This is a genomic window from Mycolicibacterium vulneris (genome assembly GCF_002104765.1).
In the GTDB taxonomy this organism is placed as follows: Bacteria; Actinomycetota; Actinomycetes; order Mycobacteriales; family Mycobacteriaceae; genus Mycobacterium; species Mycobacterium vulneris.
In genome coordinates this window covers 377,753-399,377 of sequence record NZ_NCXM01000001.1, presented here as the reverse complement: position 1 = coordinate 399,377, position 21,625 = coordinate 377,753, and the positions used below count along the sequence as shown (strand labels likewise).

Sequence of the window (21,625 nt, the reverse complement as noted above, 5' to 3'; positions counted from 1 at the left end):
TACCAGCGGATAACGCGTTTACCCGCGGCTGGGTGATGCAGTGAAATCGATTGCTGTGGGCGAGGTCTCGGCGCCGCGGTCAGCCACTGAGACTGCTAGGGCGGCAGGCGGGGAAATTCCGCGCGAGAATCTCTGACGGTGGCGCGTCACTCTTGAATCAATGCGAGTACTGGGAGGCATCTGATGGGCAGTATGGGATTGGATCGGCGATCGCTTTTGGCCGCAGGACCGCTGTTACTGGCGACGATCGCCGCTGGTGACACGGCCGGCAACCTCGACGACATCAAATTGGCACCGGCACCAGAAGTCGGCCCGGACCCAACCGAAACTTTCGTCCAGCCTTACCAGGACATCGCTTTCGAGCCGTGGGCCAACTTGCCCCCCCACAGCGGCGAAATGGCCATGCTGTACGGGGATTTCAACAGTCGTGGGCCATACCTGGTGCTGATGAAATGGAATCCGGGTTGGTTCAGCGCGCCACACACCTACGCGACCGACCGCATTCAGGTGGTGGTGTTCGGAACCTGGTTTGTCAACAGCGGCAATGGTTTTCAACAGGAGATGCGGTTCCGGTGGGGCCGGGCGGCTATGTGAAGCGCACCGCGCGTACCCCACACTACGACGGCGTACCAGCCGGCCAGCCCGACCCGGCCGTCATCGCCGTCTTCGGCCTCGGCCCCGTCGACCAGCAGCTGGTCGACCCAAGCCAGCCATCATGGCGTCAGGTGTGACGACGCATGAACTCCCTGGTGACGGCCTGACACATCGCACGCTGACGCCGGCCCCAGTGGCAAACGGTTATGGCGGCGATGTCCGGTGGTTCGCCGCCAACGACAGCACCAAGATGACCCAGATCGCATAACCAGGACCTCGCCAAAGATCGGTTGCGGTTGCGGCTTCGTGGCGACCGATGGGCACGGTCGACGATGACGCGCGGTGTGGTAACGGGCCTGCTGGGCCGTAAACCTTCAGTTCGGATTGCCGATTACCTCGACAAGTTGTCAGGTCGCGCCTCACGACTATTGCCTCGGGCGGCAACTTCGACTTGCCGAGGTTGCCCGCCGCCTCGTCGGCGGCGCAGGTTTACGACAGCGACCCGGTAAACAAAAGCGGGGTGGAGGAGGCGAATCGGGGAATCGATGAGGCCGTTGACCCTGAAGAATCGTACAGCGACCACGGGGTCGGACTCACAGGCGGCGAGCGCCCAGTCCACCAGCCGGGTGATAACGCGCATCGACCTCGACCGTCGCCCCGTCACACCCGGGACGGTCAGGTCAGAGCCCGCTACCATCTGCCACGCCACGCCGATAGGTTTCGCAGAGGAGCGGAAGTATCGCCGGGGCAGGTCCGTGCCGCCCCGACGCAGACAGTCCCGCAGTGCGGCAGCCTCCAGCGCGGCCACCGTCATTCCTTGCCCGTAGATGGGGTTGAAGCTGCAGATCGCGTCGCCGCAGACCAGCAGGCCGTCAGGGAGTCGGGGCATTTTGTCGTAGCGTCGCCACCGGCTGGACGGCGTGCGGTGATGGGCCACCTCGCCGATTGGCTCGGCGGCCCGCACCGCCGCAATCAGGTGGGCGGGACAGTAGTCCTGGGCGAATGACAGCATGCCGGCCAGGTCGCGCGGCGGCTCGTGCCCCACCATGCCGAAGACCGTGAACATCCACGTGTCGTTCTCATAGCCAGTCAAAAACATCCCGGTTGGCCGGCCCGGTGCGGGGCTAATGTCGACCAGCATCTCCTTTAGTGTGCCCCGGGGGATCCGCAGCAGTTGGCTTACGTAGGTCGTGTGCATGACGATGTGGTCCTCGACCGGTCGGCCGTACCCGAGGCTCTTCAGAAAAGCCGACGTGTGGGCACCCCGGCCGGTCGCGTTCATGACCACATCGGCCATCAACTCCCGTTCAGCACCGCTGCTTCGGTCGACCACCCGCACTCCGGTGACGCGATTTCGATCCGCCGTCGACTTCAACTCGGCCGCGTCGTGGCCGTCCAGAATCGTCACATTCTTGATCGCCTGTAGGCGTTGCCGGACAAGGCATTCCAGAAGCGGTCTACTCGGCATGTACACCGCCAGTGCCCTGGCCTCACGTGCAATCTTTCCCGATCGGAGCATCTCGTGGCCGCCGAAAGACAAGTGAAGCTTGGACAGTTCCCCGTCGTTCCAAACGGGAGCACCGTCTGCTACCAGCTCATTCAGAAATCCGGGGAAGAGCTCATCCAAGATCTGCGCACCGCGGGTCAACAGAACATGGACATGCCGACCCTGCGGGACCCCTCGTCGGATCGCGGGGCCGTCCGGCAATACATCCCGCTCGACCACAGTGACGGTCACAAAGAAATCAGCCAGGACCCGCGCGGCAAGCAGGCCGGCCATGCTCGCCCCGAGAACGACCGCGCGCTCATCCAATTCTGGCATGGCGAACTCCTGAGTCGATCAAGGGTTTGTGAGAGTCGTTGTAGATAAGTGAATTTCAGAATTCAGCGGTTCGAAACCGATGGCGGCTGCTTTGGCGCGATGGCATTCCATGAAGCTCCGGCAGCTGCTTTCGTCGCCATACGCAAGCGCGAGCAGCGCCCGCGAACGCAGCAGGGGGAGTTCGTGGAGCACGAAGCCGGGATCGGTTGGTACGGCGGCCAGTCGGTCGATCGCCGCCTGCGCTTCGTGATGGTCGCCAACGGCTCCGCGTCGCACCAGCAGTTCCACCAAAACGTGGGTGGCCCGTCCCCGCCATATCATGTCGCCGCTTTCGTACGCGCCATCCACGACTGCCCGCACCATGTCGATGGCACCATCGAGATCCCCGGTGCGGGCCTTCTCCATCGCAAACTCAGGGGTGACGATCGTCAGCGCGCTCAGCGAAAACCGCTCCGCCACGGCCATATCGCGGGCTTGGGTGAACAGGTCAAGCCCCGCCTCGCGTTGCGGGCCGTCGCGACTGACCAGAACGAGACCTCGGCTGAGTCGGCCCATTCCAAGAACGAAATCGTCGCTGGAGCTTTCGGCGATGCGTAGCGCCTCGGCGGTCTCGCGCATGGCGGTCTCATCGGGCGGAAGGGCCCCGAGTGGAATGGAGGCAACATACTTCCAGAGAAGGGCGAAAACGTAACTCGTCGGGTCCAGAGGGGCAGCCATCGCGATTGAAGTGGCGGCGTCGCCTAGCCATCCTGGGATTCCCAGGCACATCTTGACATGGCCCCGCATAGCAATCGCGGTGCTAAGCGGTGAACCGAAAATCAAGTTGCCCTTGGTAGGGTCGCCGTCGGCCAACTCAATGAGTCGATCCGACAATCGCAGCGCCTCGATCATCTCGCCCGCCTCGCATTTGGCGTAGATCGCTGCGAACAGCAGAGCCACGGTCAGCGTCGGGTCTCCGATCGATTCCAGCAGCGCACTCTGCTCCGAGGCGACTTGGGCCGCCTCGCGGAAGCGGTTATGAAATGTCAACGCCATGATGAACCCGGTCATGCCGATCGCCAGCGACACTTTGTCGTCAGCCGCTGTGCACAGATCTCGCAGTTCGTCGAAACCGGCGTCGGCGACGCTGCCACCGGTTCGCCAGAGAGTCCCGCACAGCAGGTTGCGGGGCGCGATCTGCAACGACGCCCGATCTGGGACGTCCGTCGGTAGCCGGTCGGCGACCTGACGAGCACGCTGCCAGTTGGTGCGGGCTGCCCGGATGTCGCGGAAGGCCGACCAGGCGCCGGCGCGCATATGCCAGTCGAAGGCCGCACGCAAATCCCCCGCGGCCTCAAGATTTTCGGCGATCAAGGCGGCGTTCTCGTCGGCCGCCGCAGGATCCTGCTGTTCGATCGCGCCGGCCAAGCGCCGGTGCAACTCAGTGCGCCCGGCCTTCAACTGCGACTCGTAGGCCACCGTTCGGATCAATGGGTGCCGAAACGCGTACTGGGCCCGCGGAGTGAACATCACCTGATCGATCAACTCGACCTGGAGCAGCTCGGCGATCGGCTCCTCTACTTCTATGTCGTCCAGTAAGGCGGCCACCAGATCAGCCCTGAACCGGGCGCCGATGACAGCGGCGGCATACAGGAAGTGTTTGGCCGACCTACCGAGGCGATCGACGCGTGCGGCGATCGTGGCCTGCAGAGTGACCGGCACACTGATGTCGGCGGCGTCATCGCGGCAGCGGTAGGCGCCGCGATCGCCGTCGAGCACGCCGCGTTGAGCCAAATCACGCACCATCTCCTCGGCGAAGAACGGGTTCCCAGCGGCCCGCTCGGCGATCCGCGCGGCCAGAGCACGCACCGACGGCTCAGTACCCAGCAGCTCAGTGGTCAATGCCGCGGTCTGCGCCGAGTTCAACGGCGCCAGCGAGATCGTCTGCGCGCCCGGTGTCCGCGACAACGCGCCCCGGTATTCCGGGCGGTAGGTCATCAGTACCAGCGAGTGGCTTTGCGGCACGACGGTGACGAACTCGGAGAGCATTGCTTCGCTGACCTCGTCGATCCAGTGCACGTCTTCGATCACATACTGCGTCGGCGCGATCCGGTTGACGGCGACGGCGTTCAACAGGGCTGCCAACCGGCGCCGACGGGCATCGGCGGTGATGGCGGGCGGCGCGGCGTGGGGGTCGCCGATTCCGAGCAAGTCGTCGAGCATCAGCAGGTCCTCGGGGTTTGCATCTGGGATGCGGGCGCGCACCCGCGCCCGGCCCGCTGGCTCGTCGAGGCCGCTGACCCCGAACACGGTGCGCATCAGTCGTGTCACCAGACGAAACGGCACATCGCGGGTATGGGATTCGCAGGCGACGGTGAACACCTCGACCCCACGACCGGTAGCCAGCGCCACGGCCTCGCGCATGATGCGGCTCTTGCCGATACCGGCTGGCCCGACCACCCCGACCACACACCCCGCACCGTTGATCGTCTGATCCAGAATGCCGGAGACGGTGTTCATCTCCCAGGTGCGCCCGACGAGGGTCGGCTCGCGTCGGCCGACCCCCACCCGCTCAACTGCGGCGGCCAGCAGCCGACGCGCGGGCAGCGGCTTCTCGGCACCTTTGACATCTACCCACTCGGACGCCCCCAGCACGGTGGCGTGTTCGACCAGCCGCGCGGTGGACTCGCTGAGCAGCACCCCGCCCGGCGGGGCGGCCGATTCCATCCGTTGCGCTAACCCGACCTGCTCGCCGACCGCGGTATATGCCCTTGCGTCAGAACTGATTTCCCCGGCGACCACCCGCCCCGAGTTCAGCCCAACCCGCAGCCGCAGCGCGACCCCGTCGCGACGCTGCACTTCGTCGGCCAGCTGCGCGATATGCTCCTGGATGTCCAAGGCCGCCAAACAGGCCCGAAAAGCGTGATCCTCCAATGCGACTGGCGCCCCGAACAGTGCCATGATGCCATCGCCGGTGAACTTGTCGACCGTGCCGCCATAGCGCCGAGTGATCGTTGCCGCGCAGCCGAAAACGTCGGCCATCATCTCCCGCAACCGCTCCGCCCCTAGCTTCGAGGCGATCGCCAGGGAACTCACCACATCGGCGAACAATACGGTCACTTGCTTGAACTCCGGCTGCTCTGCTGCTGCTGGCACTGGCGCCCCGCACGCGTCGCAGAATCGGGCGCCGTGGCGTAGTTCAGTGCCACACGCTCGGCACACCGCGCCTGCTGGCTCCATCCGACCCTCCGCCGCCGATCAATGGTGGGCACACCCGGATGCACCAACCTTAAACTCCGCGGCGGCAAAAGGGCGGCTATCGACCGATAGGCGCCGCCGAGAAAGTCATCCGCAACTCGATTGAATGAGGCTCTGGCCAGGTTGATGGCGTCGTTGCGCCGGTTCTGTCCTGCCGGCCGGGTAGGCGTCCGCCCGAAAGTGGAGATTTTCACATTTCACCAATGTGAAGGACGACATGCGAATTCAGATGATCAGATTTCCCGCTGTTGAATTGCGAAATTCGCCTCCTACTTCCCTTGCGTGCAGGTAGGTTTTCGATGTCGAGTTTCTGCCACGCGGGGAGCTCCGTATGTCTTGCAAGAATGCTTGGGAAGCCCTGAAACGGCGCGAGCGCGCACCCGCCCCAGCGTTGCTGCAGGCGATCTAGCCGTGCAGCCCAACGGCGAACAGGACGCATCGGCGGGCCTAGCTTGCTTCAAGCGTGAGGATTACGCCGGGGCCGCCCAGCACTACCAAACGGCGACCCAAGCTGACAGCAAGCGCAAGGACTGGCGCCAAATGCTCGACCTCGCGCAGGCCAACGCAACCGCCGAGGTCAACGTCCCGGTGCCTAAACCGGAGTACTTCGACCGCGACGAGCTGCTGAAACCTCCCTTGGTGCGCGACGGCGACCTGCCCCGGCCGCCGCGGCACCGGCTGGGGTACGGCCGCTTCAAGCGACTGCGCCTGCTCCTGGGCGACGTGCTCGGCGCAGTATTCACGGTATTAATGAATTGGCTCATTAACCTGGTGGGCCGGCGATTCGACTACCGTGGCAAGGTCTGGACCAACTGGTACGGCCGCCCGCTGGTGCTGGAAGTCCTGACGCTGGCGTACATGCGCGAGCAGCTGAACGCAGACAACTTGGTAAGCACCTACCCGGCCAAGACGCTGGTCGGCTTCCAGCCTTCGGAGCAGAGAGCACCCCTGGGCGTCAGCCATTTCCGCACTGCGGACGGAAGCTGGAACAACCTCGCCGATCCCAAGGAAGGCGCCGCCGGCACGCGCTTCATGCGCAACGTCAAGCCTTCAGCCGTTCGCCCCGAGACGACGACGTTGCTCACGCCGGACCCGCGCAAGATCAGCCTCGAGCTGCTCAAGCGCCCGGATGGTGACGATGGCCAACCAGAAATGACCACCGTTCGATTCCTTAATCTGCTCGCCGCATCGTGGATCCAGTTCATGATCCATGACTGGGTCAACCACGGCGAGCCCCAGCCCAACGACTTCATCAAGGTGCCGCTGCGCCAGGGCGACCCCGCACGCGATCGCTACGGGTGGAGCGAAATGGTGATAGGCAGGACCCAGCCTGACCCGACGCGCAGTGGTCCGGATGAGCCGGTCGGCACGAGTTCGATCAACGAGGTCACCCACTGGTGGGACGGTTCGCAGATCTATGGCAGCGACCAGATCACCCAGAACCGACTGCGCAGCAACCGATTCGGGAAGATGCATCTAGAAGACGACGGCCTGCTGCCGGTTGACAGCAGCACGGGCGTGGAAGACGCCGGCTTCATGCGCAGTTGGTGGGTTGGCCTTTCAATGCTGCACACCCTTTTCGTGCGCGAACACAACGCAATCTGCGACATGTTGTACGAGGCATACCCCGAGTGGGAAGACAACCGCCTCTTCAATGTCGCGCGTCTGATCAACGCCGCGGTGATGGCCAAGATCCATTCCATCGAATGGACGCCGGCAATTCTGCCCAACCGGGCGCTCGACACAGGGCTGAACGTGAACTGGTACGGCTTGATCACCTTGCTAACGCGCAAGGGGAAGAAGCGCACCACGCTGCCTGAAGTGAAGGTGCGTAACGAAGACATCGGCGGAATCGTGGGTAACCCAATCAACAAGCACGACTGCCCTTTTGGGCTGTCCGAGGAATTCGTCGAGGTCTACCGTCTGCATTCGTTGTTGCCCGAGACGCTGGAAGTTCGGCTCCGCGGCCAGAAGGACATCAAGGAGAACGTGCCCTTACCCGCCACGCGCCAGCACGGCTCAGTCGAGCTGACAAAGAAGTATGCGATGTCGGACCTGTTCCATTCGTTCGGCAACCAGCAGCCAGGCGCCTTGGTGCTCAACAACTTTCCACGCTTCCTGCAGGAGCTCAGCGTTCCGGGCAATCCGTTCCTCGACGTGGGGACCGTGGATATCGTGCGCGCCCGCGAACGCGGCGTGCCGCGCTACAATGAGTTCCGCCATCAGCTGGGGCTGAATCGCATCCGGAGCTTTGACGAGCTTACCGACTGCCCCAATCTTCGCAGGAAGCTGAAGTCCGTTTATCGCGACAACGTCGAGGACCTCGACCTGCTGATCGGCACGCTGGCCGAAGGCCGGCGTCCCACCCACTTCGGTTTCGGCGAGACCCTGTTCCAGGTCTTCATTCTCAATGCCAGCCGCCGGCTGCAGGCCGACCGTTTCTATACCGACTGCTACAACGAGGACGTCTACACGCCGGAAGGCCTGCGCTGGATCGACCGGACCGACCTGAAAACCGTGATCCTGCGCCACTACCCTGAGCTCGCCGAAACCGGCCTGGCCAACATCAAGAACGCTTTTGAGCCCTGGGACGAAGGACCCGAGTTGGATCCCGACCGCCATCCACTGCGCGCCTTTGACGCGGAATTGAAGCACGACCCCTGGCGCGGCGACGCGTACCGCCAGCCTAAGCAACTTCGGGAGCGCGAATGCTGACATGGTTCGGGCGGCGCGGATTTTGGGACTTCATAGCCTGGGGGAAATTCGTCGCCGCTAAGCCGCTGAACATCCGGCCGCCAAGGGCCAAGTGGGGCCGCATCGAACCGAAGCCGATGATTGAGGCGATCCCCGGAGTGCCATTGCGCAACGTGATGGTTTGCCCGCGCGCCGACATCCCGAAGGACGAACGCTCGTTACTGCACAACAGGTTCTATGACTTTCAGGTCTGGCTCTACGGAGTCGTCTCGCCTATGCAGCCGGGCCTGCCCCGAATAGACGCCGACCCGCAGGTGGCATTGAACCGAGCTTTTACCGGGCTGCGTCGGTCCCGCTTTCCTGCGCCCGAACTGCCGGCCGAGTATCTGGGCAGTCCCGACCTCGGCTCGCTGGCGGTGCGCGGTCCCTTCGCCTGCTACACCAAGCGCATCCGAAACACCCTTTGGAAGTGGGACCTCCGCATGCTCGACAAATACGAGCACCACCCGGGGCTAGTGAAAATCGGTTCGCGCGTGTATTTTTCCGAAGACACCAGACGAGGTTCGCTGCAGGCCTATCGCATCGAATGCGCGCTGGGCAAAAGAGTCAAACCAACCGATCCGCAGTGGGACCAGGCCTGCAAGATCGTGTTGTGCGCCGCCTCGACGCACCTCTCGCTCGTGCGCCACTTCAATTGGGTGCACCTGGCGGGCGGCGCTCAGCTGGCCATTGCGACGCGCAACAGCCTGTCGCGTAACCACCCGCTGTGCAGGCTGCTGTGGCCGTACATCTTCGGCACCCAGCAGAGCAACGACATGGTCACCCGCGGGCAGATGGTACGGGGCGGCGACTTCGAGACCATCTTCAGTTTTACCTTCGACGGCATGTGCCAGTTGTTTGACGACAGCTACCTGGACTATCGGCACAGCGTCAATGACCCTGAGGAGGACGGTAAGTCGCGCGGCGTGCACCTCGCCGGCTTCGAGACGCCGACACAGGACAACCTAGAGAAGCTATTCGAAGTCATGCACTGCTTCGTGCGCAACTATCTGGACATCTATTACCCGCGAAATGCCAACGGCGACAAGGCGGTGCGCAGCGACATCGAGGCGATGACGTGGCTCGACGAATTAAACGCGCTTCTTCCCAAAGGAGTTGGCGTAAGCCGCACAGATGTCACCTGGGACAAATTGGCGCGGATGCTGGCGGGCCAACTGTACCTGGTGACCGTGCAGCACGAGATCCTCGGCAGTTGTATGTGGAACTATCAGCTTTGGACGCACCGGCAGCCGGCGCGGATATATCAGGATTTCCGGCCTGAGCCACTAGACGTTTACCAGCGGCTGGTCAACGCAAACTACAACCTCAACGTGCCCCGACGCGCACTGATGGACGACTTCAATCGCATCGCGCTTGACAACCGCGCGAGGGCGGCAATGTTGCGATTCCAGAGCGAGCTTCTCGCGCTGCAGGCGGATATGGACAGCCACCCGGGTGCGGTATGGCGAATCTATCCACGCGACTTGAAGGTCAACATCAACGCCTAGCCTCGCCCTTGGCGGCAGCTCTCGGACACTTGTCGGGCAGCGGTGGTGTCCTCATGGCCCAATACATCGACGGGCGCCGCCTCGGAAACCGTTCACGAACGCGGTTGGGCACGCAGGTATGACGGCGGTACTGCTCATCGTGGAGCCATTGACGGGAATCGAACCCGCGTATTCAGACGCATGCGATGCTTACGCGATTGCCGGCAAGCTATTCGCGGAGGCGGTCGGACGCTAGAGGCAGCGCGGAATGAGCTTCGAATGGCGTTGCCGGCTGGGTGCTTTCACAGTTAAGGGGATAATCTCCGCAACCAAGGGGGTGAGCCCGATTTTCCAATCTAGCGGGCATCATCGAGGTAGGCATCGGCCCAGGCACTGATGATTCGGCCTGCCCGATGAGCCTGGCCGCGTGCGGTCATCAGGTGATCCGATCCCTCGAGTGAGACGAAGCTGCGCGGGTGGCGGGCCAAGCGGAAGATCTCGCTCGCGTTCTCGATGCCGACCGTGTTGTCGGTGGGCGAGTGCAGGATGAGCAGTGGCAGGCGCAAGCCTTTGATCTTGTCGTGCAGGTGGGCGGTGCGGACGTCCTCGACGAATGCCCGCTTCAGCGTCAGCGTGCGCCCGCCGGCCATCCACTCGGCACTGCCTTCGGATATAGCGCGGTCGACGACTGCGTCGTAATGCTGCTCGACATGGCTGGGGTCGATCGGTGCCGCCACCGTGACAACCGCCCGGACGCCTGGCGACTCCATCGCCGCAGCGAGCGCGGCCGCGCCGCCCCACGAGTGGCCCACCAGGACGTCGGGCGGGGTCCCGCGGTCGACCATGAACTCGCATGCCTCCACGATGTCGTCGACCTTGCCGGTGAACGATCCGTCACCCCAGTCTCCCTCTGATCCACCCAGGCCCAGCGCATCAAAACGCAGCATGCCGATACCTTCGGAGGCCAGCTGCTTGCAGATCCGGGCCGCGGCCGGCGAGTCCTTGCCGAGCGTGAAGCCGTGTGCAAACACGCCCCAGCCCCGCGCCGCGGTCTCCGGCATGTCGATGATCCCTGCCAGATTCGCGCCGGTGGAGCTTTGGAACGTGACACGTTCGCCCATGGTGAAGATCTAACCTTCCCCGGATAGAGCGCGTAAGGTCCAGAGCTCCCAGCCAGCCGATGACGGGATCGAACCTGCGGCGTTTGATGCTCATAAGGTGCCGCGCTTCGTTAAGAGCGATCGGTTCGTTGGAGGGCGCGGCGAGCGCGGGTCCGGTGCTCGTTGCCGTCATCGCGGCCTCGACCGGTCACAAAGACGCGAGCGGGAGGGCCCACGCGTCTATACGCGCATTCGCAGGACGACGCCTCGAAGGCCGCGGCGATACGCTTTGGTTCCGGGTACGGGCGGGGTACAGGGCCGCGCTCGCAGCTGATGTTCGGCCGTACTTGGGCTGGTCAAATTTGGAGCCGATGACGGGAATCGAACCCGCGTATTCAGCTTGGGAAGCTGATGTTCTGCCATTGAACTACATCGGCACTGTCGCCAAGGAAGGCTAGCACCCGGCGGCGGCCGTAGAGGTCAGGATGGCTCATCGACCGGGGCGCATGGCCCGCGGTATGCCGTCGCGCCGAAGAAGAATTATTCCTCAAGCAAATTCACATACTCATATTTATTATTTCGTTATCGCACCGTAATGTGCTCTGGATGGGTCGACACGAATTAGCCAGGAAGCGACGCAAACCGTCGGCGACGCTGGCTGCAGCGCTCGTGCCCGCCGCAGCCTTCTTCGCGGTGTCTGCGGATGTCGCTCCATTTGCGCCCCACATCGAAGCCAAACCCGTTATCAGCGACACCACTCCATGCTGCGTGCAAATCGTGACGGCGGCGTCGAATCGGCTCATCAAGGGATCCGTTGACGGCGAGCCCACCGCGGCGTCGCGGTATCACACCCGGGCCCGTTTCCTGACCGCCGACGTTGCCCCCGAACGGGGCATGCAGATCCGGACGATCCTGACCGCGCGCAGCATCACCGCGGAATTCCCGCAGATCCACGAGATGGGGGGAGTGCGCCCCGATCCGTTGCCGTGGCACCCTCTCGGGCTGGCGGTCGACGTGATGATTCCCAACCCGGAGTCCGTCGAGGGCATCGCGCTGGGCAATGCGATCGTCGCCTACGTCCTGCAGAACGCCAACCGGTTCGGCATCCAGGACGCGATCTGGCGGGGCGTCTACTACACACCCAACGGAGCCCAGACGAGCCGGCTGGGCCACTACGACCACGTGCACGTCACGACCACCGGGGGCGGATATCCCAACGGCAGCGAGGTCTACATCCGCTGAACATGTAGAGCAGCCAGCTAGGCTCGTCGCGTGCTGCTCTCCGATCGCGACCTCAGGGCCGAAATCACCGCCGGGCGGCTCGGCATCGAGCCATTCGAAGGCAGCCTGGTGCAGCCGTCGAGCATCGACGTGCGGCTTGACTGCATGTTCCGGGTGTTCAACAACACCCGCTACACCCACATCGACCCGGCCAAGCAACAGGACGAGCTGACCAGCCTGGTCGAACCGGCCCCCGGAGAGCCGTTCGTGCTGCATCCCGGCGAGTTCGTGCTCGGCTCGACGCTGGAACTCATCACCCTGCCCGACGACCTGGCCGGGCGCCTGGAGGGCAAGTCGTCGCTGGGCCGCCTCGGCCTGCTGACGCACTCGACCGCCGGGTTCATCGATCCCGGCTTCAGCGGCCACATCACGCTGGAGCTGTCCAACGTCGCCAACCTGCCGATCACCCTGTGGCCGGGCATGAAGATCGGTCAGCTGTGCATTCTGCGGCTGACCAGTCCCGCCGAACACCCTTACGGCAGTAAGCAAGTAGGTTCGAAGTATCAGGGCCAGCGAGGACCGACGCCGTCGCGCTCCTATCAGAACTTCATAAGGACTACATAGGTTCTGAGGGGCTCTCTCGCTCTCCTTGTGCGCGATACTTAGTTAGCCATGGTTTTTCCTCCACCTGGCCATGGTTCATCGTGCAATACCTTTGGAGGGGTTTGTATTGGATATCGTGCTCGGGGTGTCGATGGCACCGTCGTCGATCCAAATGGTCGTGCTGGAAGGCGAATACGCCGACGGCGCCACGGTAGAAGAGGACTCGTTCGACGTCACTGACGTCGACGACGCGGCTACGACGACCGGGCCCGATCAAGTGATCTCCGCCATCCTGGGCACCCGCGAGGGCGCGATCGACGCCGGCCTCGAGCTGTCATCGATCGGCGTGACGTGGACGGATCAACTCGAAGCCGCAGCCTTGCGCGACGCGCTGGCCGCCCACCGGATCGACAACGTGATGCTGGTCTCGGCCTTTTTGGCAGCGGCCGCGCTGGCGCAAAATGTCGGCGGCGCAATGGGTTACGAGCGCACCGCCGTGTTGCTGGTCGAGCCCGGTACCGCGACGCTGGCGGTCGTCGAGACCTCCGACGGTTCCATCCCGGACGTCTACAAACAACAGATCCACGCCGAGTCCTACGGCGACGCCGCCGAGCAGCTCAGCGCGATGGTCGCCGGGATGGAGAAGCTGGAACTCCTGCCGGGCGGCCTGTTCTTGGTCGGCTCGGGCATCGACGTCGCTCCGCTGAAGTCGGTGTTGCAGTCGACAACGTTTCTCGACGTGAGTGTGGCCGAGGAGCCGGAGACGGCGCTGGCCCGTGGGGCGGCACTGGCGTCGGCGAACGCGCCGCTGTTTGCCTCGTCGACCGCCGCGCTGGCCTATGCGCAAGACCCGGGCACCGGCGCGGTCGACCAGTACTCCCTTCCCGAATACCTCTATGTCCCGTTCGGGCGGGAAGCCGGCGACGACGAGCTCGCCTACAGCGCGGTGGGTGACGACGACGCCGATTCACCGACCGTCGTCATCGAGAAGCTCTTCCTTCCCGAAGAGAGCCAGCCGAAGCGGCGGCCGGTCCTGCTGGTCGGCAGCGGGCTGGCGGTGGTCGGGATCAGCGCGGTGCTGGCGCTCGAGATCGCGTTGGCGATCGGCATCCGCACCACGGGAACCGTTGCCCTGCAGCCCACTCCCGGGCAGCACCTCATCGTCCCCGCGCAGGCGCCGGCCCCCGCGCCGGTGCAGGCGTCCGAACCGCTGTCGAAGATCGGCCTGCCCGCCCCGGCGGCGGCGCCCCGGCCGTTGAGTCCACCGGCCGCCGCGCCGCTGCCCGCGGTTCCGCCGCCGGCGGCCCCGGCACTGCCCGCGGCCCCGATCGTTCCGGTTCCCGTCGTGGTTCCCCCGGTGCCGGTCCCGGTGCCCGTGCATATTCCGCTTCCCAACCCGGTCGTGAGTCCCCCGATACTCGAAGCCCCGCGGTTGTCCATCCCGCAACCGGTGCAGCCGCAACCCCAGGTACACCTGCCGCAGCCCCGGCAGGTCACCGTTCCGCAGTCACCCCCGCACCAAGCGCCCCCCGGCGAAGGCACCCCGCCCAAGCCGAGCGGCCCCGGTAACTACGGCGGCGGGCATTCTCCGACGCCCGGTGAGAACGGACCGGGCGGGCACGTCCCGACGCCGGGTTCGGGTGGTCTTGGTGGCCACGTCCCGGCACCTGGATCGGGCGGTCCTGGCGGCGGCGGCTCGGGCGGCGGCCACGTTCCCACGCCGGGATCGGGTGGTCCGGGCGGCCTGGGTGGTGGGCATGTCCCCACGCCGGGATCCGGTGGTCCGGGCGGGTTCGGCGGTGGGCACGCTCGCGCGCCCGGCGGCGGGTTCGGCGGTGGTCACGCTCCAGCTCCCGGCGGCGGTGGTGGGTTCGGCGGGTTCGGCGGGTTCGGCGGGTTCGGCGGTGGTCACGCTCCAGCTCCCGGCGGCGGTCTCGGCGGCTTCGGCGGCGGTCACAGCGGCGGCGGTTTCGGCGGTGGCGGCGGCGGGCACCGTTAACCCGTTTGCCAACCAACCCACAGCAATCGCGCTTACTCCCTGCGAAATCACACGGGTAGGGTCGGGGTATTGAGGCTGGCCAAAAGATCCCGCCTCACCCGCCAGAATTTCATCAGCCCAGCAATGTAGGCGGGCATGCTGCCCTTGCTCTGCTGTGGCAGGAAATTCCTGGGGATCATCAATAAAGAGTGATGTTGCCGATGGGGGCATCGAGCAACACAGCAAACTGGGCAGGGGGAGCTTAAGCGGTGGTGGGCATCGTGCTCGGCGTCTCGATGACGCCGACGAAAGTGCGCATGGTGCTCGTCGAAGGCGAGAGCGCCGACGGGGTCACCGTCGACGAGGAGGACTTCGACGTCGACACCCAGCGCACCGCCAGGCCTGGCACCGTCCCCGACGAAGTGATCTCGGCGATCCTCGGCACCCGGGAAGGCGCCAGCGACTGCGGCTACCAACTGCTGTCAACGGGTGTGACGTGGACGGATCACGTCGAAGCGGCGATGCTGCGTGACGCCCTGACTTCACACAAGGTCGAAAACGTCATGCTGGTCTCGGCCTTCATGGCCGCGGCCGCGCTGACGCAGGCCGTCGGCGACGCCACCAACTACGCACGCACCGCGCTGCTCTTCGTCGAGCCCTACAGCGCAACCCTGGCCGTCGTCGACACCGCTGACGGCGCCGTCTCGGAGGTGCGCCGCAGGGTCCTTCCGGAGGACGAGGACCAAGCGGTAGCCGAACTCGTCGACATGGCGTCCGGCGCCGAGGCGCTCGAAACCCACCCCGAGGGGCTGGTTCTCGTCGGTTCCGGCGTCGACATCCCGCTGATCAAGCCGGTGCTGGAGGCCGCGACCTCGCTCGAGTTGTCCGTGCCCGACGAGCCGGAGATGGCCCTGGCCCGAGGAGCCGCGCTGGCGTCGGCGAATGCGCCGCTGTTCGCGTCGTCGACGGCCGCGCTGGCCTACGCGCTGGATCCGGGCACCGGCGAGGTCGACCCGCTGGTCCTCGCCGGACAGTACCCCGGCCTGCTGCCCGGTTATCAGCCCGAATACCGCAGCCACATCGCGGCGCTGGCCGCCGATGTCGACAAGGGCAAGACCAACGTCGCCTACAGCGCCGTGGCGGACGATGACGCCGACGCCAAAACCCTCATCGGTCTCGACGAACGCGCGCGTCGGCGCAAGTCTGTCCTGCTGGTCAGCAGCTCGCTGGCGGTCATCTTCATCGCCGCGGTGGTGGCGCTGGAAATCGCGCTGGCGATCAGTATTCGCCCGACCGTGGCGTTGCGGCCCAGCCCCAACGAAAACATCGTCGCCCCGGCGCCCACGCCGGCCCCGCTCAACCCCGGTCCGCCGGTGCAGGCGCAGCCCAAGATCGAACTGCCGCGGCCGCTGGCCGCGCCGCGTCCCATCGCGCCGCCGGCTCCCGCCGCTCCTGCCGCCCCGGCCCTACCGGTCCTGCCGCCGCCCGTGTTCGTTCCGCCGCCTCGGCTACCGGTACCCGGGCTTGGCGGTGGCCACGGGCCCTTCGGCCCCCGCGGTCCGTTCGGCGGCGGTCATGGGCCGTTCGGTGGAGGACATGGTTTCGGTGGCGGCCACGGTTTCGGTGGCGGCCACGGTTTCGGTGGTGGTCATGGCCACCGGTAGCGTGTCGCGCTTCACGCGCATATCTGACCGGGCGCGCTAGGCTGGCAGATCGGGGTGTGGCCGTGGCCAGAACTCTTCGTACGTCCGGCTGACTCTCAAATCGCGAGCCCCCGAGGTGGTGGAAACGCGGCTGTCCTGGCATGGCGCAGCAACCAATTGGACGATTTGGAGGAGCGATGGACGTCGTACTCGGCGTGTCTATGGCGCCTGAAACGGTCCGCATGGTGCTCATCGAAGGTGAGGCCGCCGGCGGGGTGACCGTCGATCAGGACGGTTTCAACGTCGCCGGCAACGAAACCCCTAGCGCCGCAGCGAATCACGTCGTCGCAGCCATCCTCGGCACCCGCGACAGCGCGGCCCAGGGCGGGTACCGGCTCCGATCCAGCGGAGTGAGCTGGACCGACCCCGTCAAGGCGGCCGCGCTGCGAGACGCGTTGGCGGCCCACAAGATTGAGAACGTGATGCTGGTCTCAGCGGTCATGGCCGCCGCGGCGCTGGCGCAGGCCATGGGCAGCGCAACCAACTGGGCGCGCACCGCGTTGCTGCTCGTCGAGCCGGACAGCGCGACTCTGGCGGTCGTCGACACCTCGAAGGGGACCGTCACCGACGTACACCGGCACCCACTGCCCGGCAGCGACGACGCCGCACTGGCGAAGCTGACCGCGATGGTCTCGGGCGCCGAGTCGATGAGCGCGCGGCCCGACGGCGTGTTCCTGGTCGGCTCCGAGGTGGACATCCCGTCGATCAAGCCGACGCTCGAGGCCGCGACCGCACTGTCGGTCACCACGCCCGAGGAACCCGAGATGGCCCTGGCGCGGGGCGCCTCGTTGGCCGCGGCGAACGCGAAGCTGGGAGCGCCCCGCACGGTCTCGATGCCGGCTGCGCAGACTTCGTCGGCCGCCGCGATCGAACTCGCCTACAGCGCCGTGGATGACCCAGCCTCTGACGCCCACCCGGCCGCTGCCTTGCGCCAGCCGCGCAGCCGCAAGTCGATCTTGACGATCGCCGCCGTCACCGCGGTCTTCGTCGTCGGCATCGTGGCATTGGCGCTGGCACTGGCCTTCGGCATCGGCCCGCACGCGGACCAGCAGCCCGACGTGAGCACCGACGTCGTCGCCCCGCAGAATCCGGACGCCGGTGCGCCGGGCCCGCCCCCGCCGTCGGACGCGCCGGCGGCCCCGCCGCACGCCCCCGCGCCGTCGGTGCAACCCTCGCCGCATTCCGGCGACCATCAACACTGGGATGACTGGCTGCACCGCCACCTTGGTACGCAAATTCCGACGCAAATTCCGTCGCCGTAGCCCGCTCGTGGGCCCCGTCCCGGGCCGCCACCCGATCGCCGGACGCGCGTAAAGTCGGGTCGTTAGGGGAATACCGGTGGGGAATTAGGGATGCCTCGTGCCACCACATCGTGCGACGAGCCCGCCCCGCCCGTGAATGGCTAGCAAACGACTATTGGAGGAGCTTTGGACACCGTACTTGGTGTGTCGATGGCCCCGACGGCAGTCCGGATGGTGCTGGTCGAGGGGGAAAACGGCGACGGCGTGACCGTCGATGAAGACAATTTCGACGTCGCCGCGGCCGCAGATGCAGCAACGGTAACCGCCTCGGACCAGGTAGTCTCCGCCATCTTGGGAACGCGTCAGGGCGCAGCAGAAGGCGGCTACCAACTGGCGTCGACCGGCGTCACATTCACCGACCCCCTGGAGGCCGCCGCCCTGCGCGACAAGCTGGCCGCCCACAAAGTCGAAAATGTGATGCTCGTCTCGGCCTTCCTGGCCGCGGCGGCCCTGGCCCAGGCCGTCGGCCACCAGACCAACTACGCGCAGACCGCGCTGCTCTACATCGAGCCCGACACCGCGACCCTTGCGGTGGTCGACAGCGCGGACGGATCCATCGCCAACGTTCAGCGGCAGGCCCTGCCCGACGATGACGAGGCGGCGGTCGCCCAGCTGGCCGCGATGGTGTCCACCGCCGAGAACCTGGAGACGCGCCCGGACGCCGTGTTCGTCGTCGGCTCCGGCGTCGACATCCCGCTGATCAAGCCCGCCCTGGAGGCGGCGACCACCCTGCCGCTGAGCGCGCCCGAGGAGCCGGAGACGGCCCTGGCCCGCGGCGCGGCGCTGGCGTCGGCCCACGCACCGCTGTTCTCGTCGTCCACCGCGGCCCTTGCCTACGCGCAGGATCCCGGCACCGGCGCGATTAACCCGCTCGCCGTGGCGCCGGGCTACTTCGAAAACCCGGGCGAGGTCGGCGCGGACGGACTCGCCTACAGCGCCGTGCCCGACGACCCGGACGAGTTCTTCACCGGCTCGCAGACCGCCGCGACGGCGCTGGTCGACGCGGGCTACCACGGGCGCAGCTCGTTCCGGATGGTGGGAAGCGCGGTCGCGGCAATCTTCGTCATCGGTGTCGTGGCACTGGTGGTGTCGTTGGCCATCGCCATCCGGCCGACGGCCGGCGTCCGGCCGAACCCGAACCAGAACGTCGTCGTCGCGCCCACCCGGCCGGCCCCCGCTCCAGCGGCGCCGGCCCCCGTGCAGGCACCCGCGCCGGCGGCACCCGCCCCGGCTCCCGAGGCTCCGGCTCCCGAGGCCGTTCCGCAGGCGCCCGCTCCGGAGCCGGCGGCTCCCGCACCCGCCCCGGCGGCTCCGATTCCGGTGCCGGAGGCCCCCGCGCCGGCGCCGGCGGCTCCGCCGCCCCCTCCGCCCGCGGTGGCGCCGATCCCGGTGCCTATTCCGCTGCCGATCCCGGGCCTTGGTGGGCCGGGCTTCGGTGGACCACCGGGAGGCGGCTTCGGCCCGCACGGCGGCGGTGACGGAGGGCCGCACGGCGGCGGCGGCTTCCCCGGGTTCCCCGGTGGTGGCGGTGGCCATGGCGGCGGCGGCTTCCCCGGCTTCGGCGGAGGTCACGGAGGCTTCGGTCGCCACTAGCTAGTCCGGGTGGTGGCGACCCGCTTCGCCCGGTTGCGCCGCGCTCGCGATCGCCACGAGGCCGGGTGGTGGCGACCCGCTTCGCCCGGTTGCGCCGCGCTCGCGATCGCCACGAGGCCTGCTGGCAGTCACCTGTCATCTGCCGTTTGCCTCCCGCTCAACCCCGTGATGCAATCAGCTCATGGCGACCGCCTACACCGGTTGTATGCGATGCACCGTGTTTGGCACTGGTTACCTCGGTGCCACCCATGCGGTTGGGATGGCGGAACTGGGACACGACGTGCTCGGGGTCGATATCGACCCGGGTAAGGTCGCCAAGCTCGCCGGGGGTGACATCCCCTTCTACGAGCCCGGCCTGCGAAAGCTGTTGAAGGAGAACCTGGCCGCGGGTCGGCTGCGGTTCACCACCGATTACGACATGGCGGCCGACTTCGCCGACGTGCACTTCCTCGGGGTGGGCACACCGCAAAAGAAGGGCGAGTACGGCGCGGATCTGCGCCACGTCTACGCCGTCATCGATGCGTTGGTGCCGCGGCTGACGACGTCGGCTGTGCTGGTTGGCAAGTCGACGGTCCCAGTGGGCACCGCCGCCGAGTTGAACCAACGAGCGGCGGCGCTGGCGCCGTCCGGTGTGGACGTCGAAATCGCTTGGAACCCAGAGTTTCTGCGCGAAGGCTATGCCGTGCAGGACACCCTGCACCCGGATCGGATCGTGCTGGGAGTCAAACAGGATTCGATGCGCGCCGAGGCCGCGGTGCGCGAGCTGTACGGCCCGCTGCTCGAGGCCGGGGTGCCATTCCTGGTGACGGACCTGCAGACCGCGGAGCTGGTCAAGGTTTCCGCCAACGCCTTTCTGGCGACCAAGATTTCATTCATCAACGCCATTTCCGAGGTATGCGAGGCCGCGGGCGCCGACGTCAGTCTGCTGGCCGACGCGCTCGGCTACGACCCCCGGATCGGACGCCAATTCCTCAATGCCGGTTTGGGTTTCGGCGGCGGATGCCTGCCCAAGGACATTCGCGCGTTCATGGCGCGCGCCGGCGAGCTGGGCGCAGACCAGGCGCTGACGTTTCTGCGCGAGGTGGACAGCATCAACATGCGCCGCCGTACCCGGATGGTGGAACTGGCGAGCGCGGCCTGCGGTGGCTCGCTGCTGGGCGCCAACGTCGCGGTGCTCGGTGCGGCGTTCAAGCCCGAATCCGACGATGTGCGTGACTCACCCGCGCTCAACGTCGCGGGTCAGCTGCAGCTCAACGGGGCCGCGGTCAACGTCTATGACCCCAAGGCCCTGGACAACGCGCAGCGGCTCTTCCCGACGCTGAATTACGCGGTCTCGGTCGAGGAGGCCTGCGAGCGCGCGGACGCGGTGCTGGTGCTCACCGAGTGGCGCCAGTTCGTCGACATGGACCCCGACGACCTGGCCGACCGGGTGCGCGCCCGCGTCATCGTCGACGGCCGCAATTGCCTGGACGTCGCCCGCTGGCAGCAGGCGGGCTGGCGGGTCTACCGCCTGGGCGCCCCGCGACCCTAGCGTCCAGCCCGGGCGCGCAGCACCGCGCGCTGGTACTCGCCGCCGTCGGAAACCTCGACGTCAACCTCGTCGAACCCGGCTGACCGCAGCGCGTCGACAACCGGTGCGGGGTCGGGGATCTCGCGGAAGGGCAGCCTGGCCGCCAAATCCTCGGCGTAGTGATGCCCCGCCACGTGTGGGTTCAGCGAAACGTCGGCGATCAGCAAACCACCCGGGGCCAGCACCCGGCGCCATTCCGCGAAGGCCCGCTCCGGCTCGAGCACGGTCCAGATGAAATGTCGGGCCGTCACGGCGTCGAAACTCGCATCGGCGAACGGCAGCTTCTCGGTGACGCCCTCCACGAACGTGACGGCCACCCCGCCCTCGGCGGCCTTGGCGCGCGCCCGCGCCAGCATCGCCTCGGACGCGTCGACGCCGGTCACCTCGTGGCCGAGCTCGGTCAGCAACAGCGCGACAAAGCCCGTGCCCGTGGCGACATCGAGCACCCGCGACGCCGGGGGGGATCGGGCTCAGGGCGTCCGCCCACCGTCGGCGTTCTGGCTCCGAGGAGATGCCGTGCGCGGTCCGCTGGTCGTACTCGGAGCCCTCACGCTCCCAGAACTCGCGGATCGCCGTGCGAGCGATTGGAAGGCTCGCGTGGTCATCGGGCATGAGCACCTCTCGGGGACAAGGGCATTCGGCGACCCGGACGGCCGGCATGCCTCGACGTACCTGACATCCTG

Annotated in this window: 14 protein-coding genes and 1 tRNA gene; 10 read left to right on the top strand and 5 right to left on the bottom strand. The window is 66.4% G+C overall.

Annotated features, from left to right (window positions below; translation table 11 throughout):
- Positions 1-183: 183 nt before the first annotated feature.
- A complete protein-coding gene (locus tag B8W69_RS01900; protein WP_220084535.1) occupies positions 184-594 on the top strand; it encodes a cupin domain-containing protein in 411 nt (136 codons plus the stop codon).
- 391 nt (positions 595-985) lie between these two features.
- On the opposite strand, the gene B8W69_RS01895 is transcribed toward B8W69_RS01900, so the two are convergent.
- Both B8W69_RS01895 and B8W69_RS01890 read right to left on the bottom strand, forming a co-directional pair.
- Positions 986-2,416, bottom strand: coding sequence for an FAD-dependent oxidoreductase (locus B8W69_RS01895; protein WP_085288282.1), 1,431 nt, complete (start codon positions 2,414-2,416; stop codon positions 986-988).
- An 18-nt stretch (positions 2,417-2,434) separates the two neighbouring features.
- Positions 2,435-5,635, bottom strand: coding sequence for an adenylate/guanylate cyclase domain-containing protein (locus tag B8W69_RS01890; protein WP_085288281.1), 3,201 nt, complete (start codon positions 5,633-5,635; stop codon positions 2,435-2,437).
- A gap of 429 nt (positions 5,636-6,064) precedes the next feature.
- On the opposite strand from B8W69_RS01890, the gene B8W69_RS01885 reads away from it, so the two are divergent.
- Both B8W69_RS01885 and B8W69_RS01880 read left to right on the top strand, forming a co-directional pair.
- A complete protein-coding gene (locus tag B8W69_RS01885) occupies positions 6,065-8,368 on the top strand; it encodes a peroxidase family protein (protein WP_085288280.1) in 2,304 nt (767 codons plus the stop codon).
- On the top strand, positions 8,362-9,894 hold the full coding sequence (locus B8W69_RS01880; protein WP_085288279.1) for a lipoxygenase family protein: 1,533 nt from the start codon (positions 8,362-8,364) through the stop codon (positions 9,892-9,894). The genes B8W69_RS01885 and B8W69_RS01880 overlap by 7 nt, the downstream gene beginning before the upstream one ends.
- 335 nt (positions 9,895-10,229) lie before the next feature.
- Here B8W69_RS01880 and B8W69_RS01875 read toward each other — a convergent pair whose 3' ends face one another.
- Together B8W69_RS01875 and B8W69_RS01870 are read right to left on the bottom strand one after the other, a co-directional pair.
- Positions 10,230-10,994: an alpha/beta hydrolase family protein gene (locus B8W69_RS01875; RefSeq protein WP_085288277.1), complete on the bottom strand. Its 765-nt coding sequence runs from the start codon at positions 10,992-10,994 to the stop codon at positions 10,230-10,232.
- Positions 10,995-11,336: 342 nt separating this feature from the next.
- A tRNA-Gly gene (locus B8W69_RS01870) sits at positions 11,337-11,410 on the bottom strand.
- Between the two features lie 169 nt (positions 11,411-11,579).
- On the opposite strand from B8W69_RS01870, the gene B8W69_RS01865 reads away from it, so the two are divergent.
- The 7 genes from B8W69_RS01865 to B8W69_RS01835 all read left to right on the top strand — a co-directional run bounded on the left by B8W69_RS01865 (position 11,580) and on the right by B8W69_RS01835 (position 20,903).
- Entirely contained in the window at positions 11,580-12,215 is a 636-nt protein-coding gene (locus B8W69_RS01865; protein WP_085288275.1) for a VldE C-terminal domain-containing protein, read from the top strand.
- A gap of 30 nt (positions 12,216-12,245) precedes the next feature.
- Positions 12,246-12,818: a dCTP deaminase gene (dcd, locus tag B8W69_RS01860; RefSeq protein ID WP_085288273.1), complete on the top strand. Its 573-nt coding sequence runs from the start codon at positions 12,246-12,248 to the stop codon at positions 12,816-12,818.
- A 130-nt stretch (positions 12,819-12,948) separates the two neighbouring features.
- Entirely contained in the window at positions 12,949-14,796 is a 1,848-nt protein-coding gene (locus B8W69_RS30450; RefSeq protein ID WP_245843043.1) for a DUF7159 family protein, read from the top strand.
- 248 nt (positions 14,797-15,044) lie between these two features.
- The gene (locus tag B8W69_RS01850; RefSeq protein ID WP_085288269.1) at positions 15,045-16,439 is read left to right on the top strand and encodes a DUF7159 family protein; all 1,395 of its coding nucleotides are present in this window, start codon (positions 15,045-15,047) and stop codon (positions 16,437-16,439) included.
- A 176-nt stretch (positions 16,440-16,615) separates the two neighbouring features.
- Entirely contained in the window at positions 16,616-17,740 is a 1,125-nt protein-coding gene (locus B8W69_RS01845) for a DUF7159 family protein (protein WP_085288267.1), read from the top strand.
- Positions 17,741-17,905: 165 nt separating this feature from the next.
- On the top strand, positions 17,906-19,372 hold the full coding sequence (locus tag B8W69_RS01840; RefSeq protein WP_439330576.1) for a DUF7159 family protein: 1,467 nt from the start codon (positions 17,906-17,908) through the stop codon (positions 19,370-19,372).
- A gap of 205 nt (positions 19,373-19,577) precedes the next feature.
- Entirely contained in the window at positions 19,578-20,903 is a 1,326-nt protein-coding gene (locus tag B8W69_RS01835; protein WP_085288340.1) for a UDP-glucose dehydrogenase family protein, read from the top strand.
- Here the strand turns inward: B8W69_RS01835 and B8W69_RS01830 are convergent.
- Positions 20,900-21,388: a class I SAM-dependent methyltransferase gene (locus B8W69_RS01830; protein ID WP_245843023.1), complete on the bottom strand. Its 489-nt coding sequence runs from the start codon at positions 21,386-21,388 to the stop codon at positions 20,900-20,902. The two genes, B8W69_RS01835 and B8W69_RS01830, sit on opposite strands and share 4 nt — an antisense overlap.
- Positions 21,389-21,625: the final 237 nt, after the last annotated feature.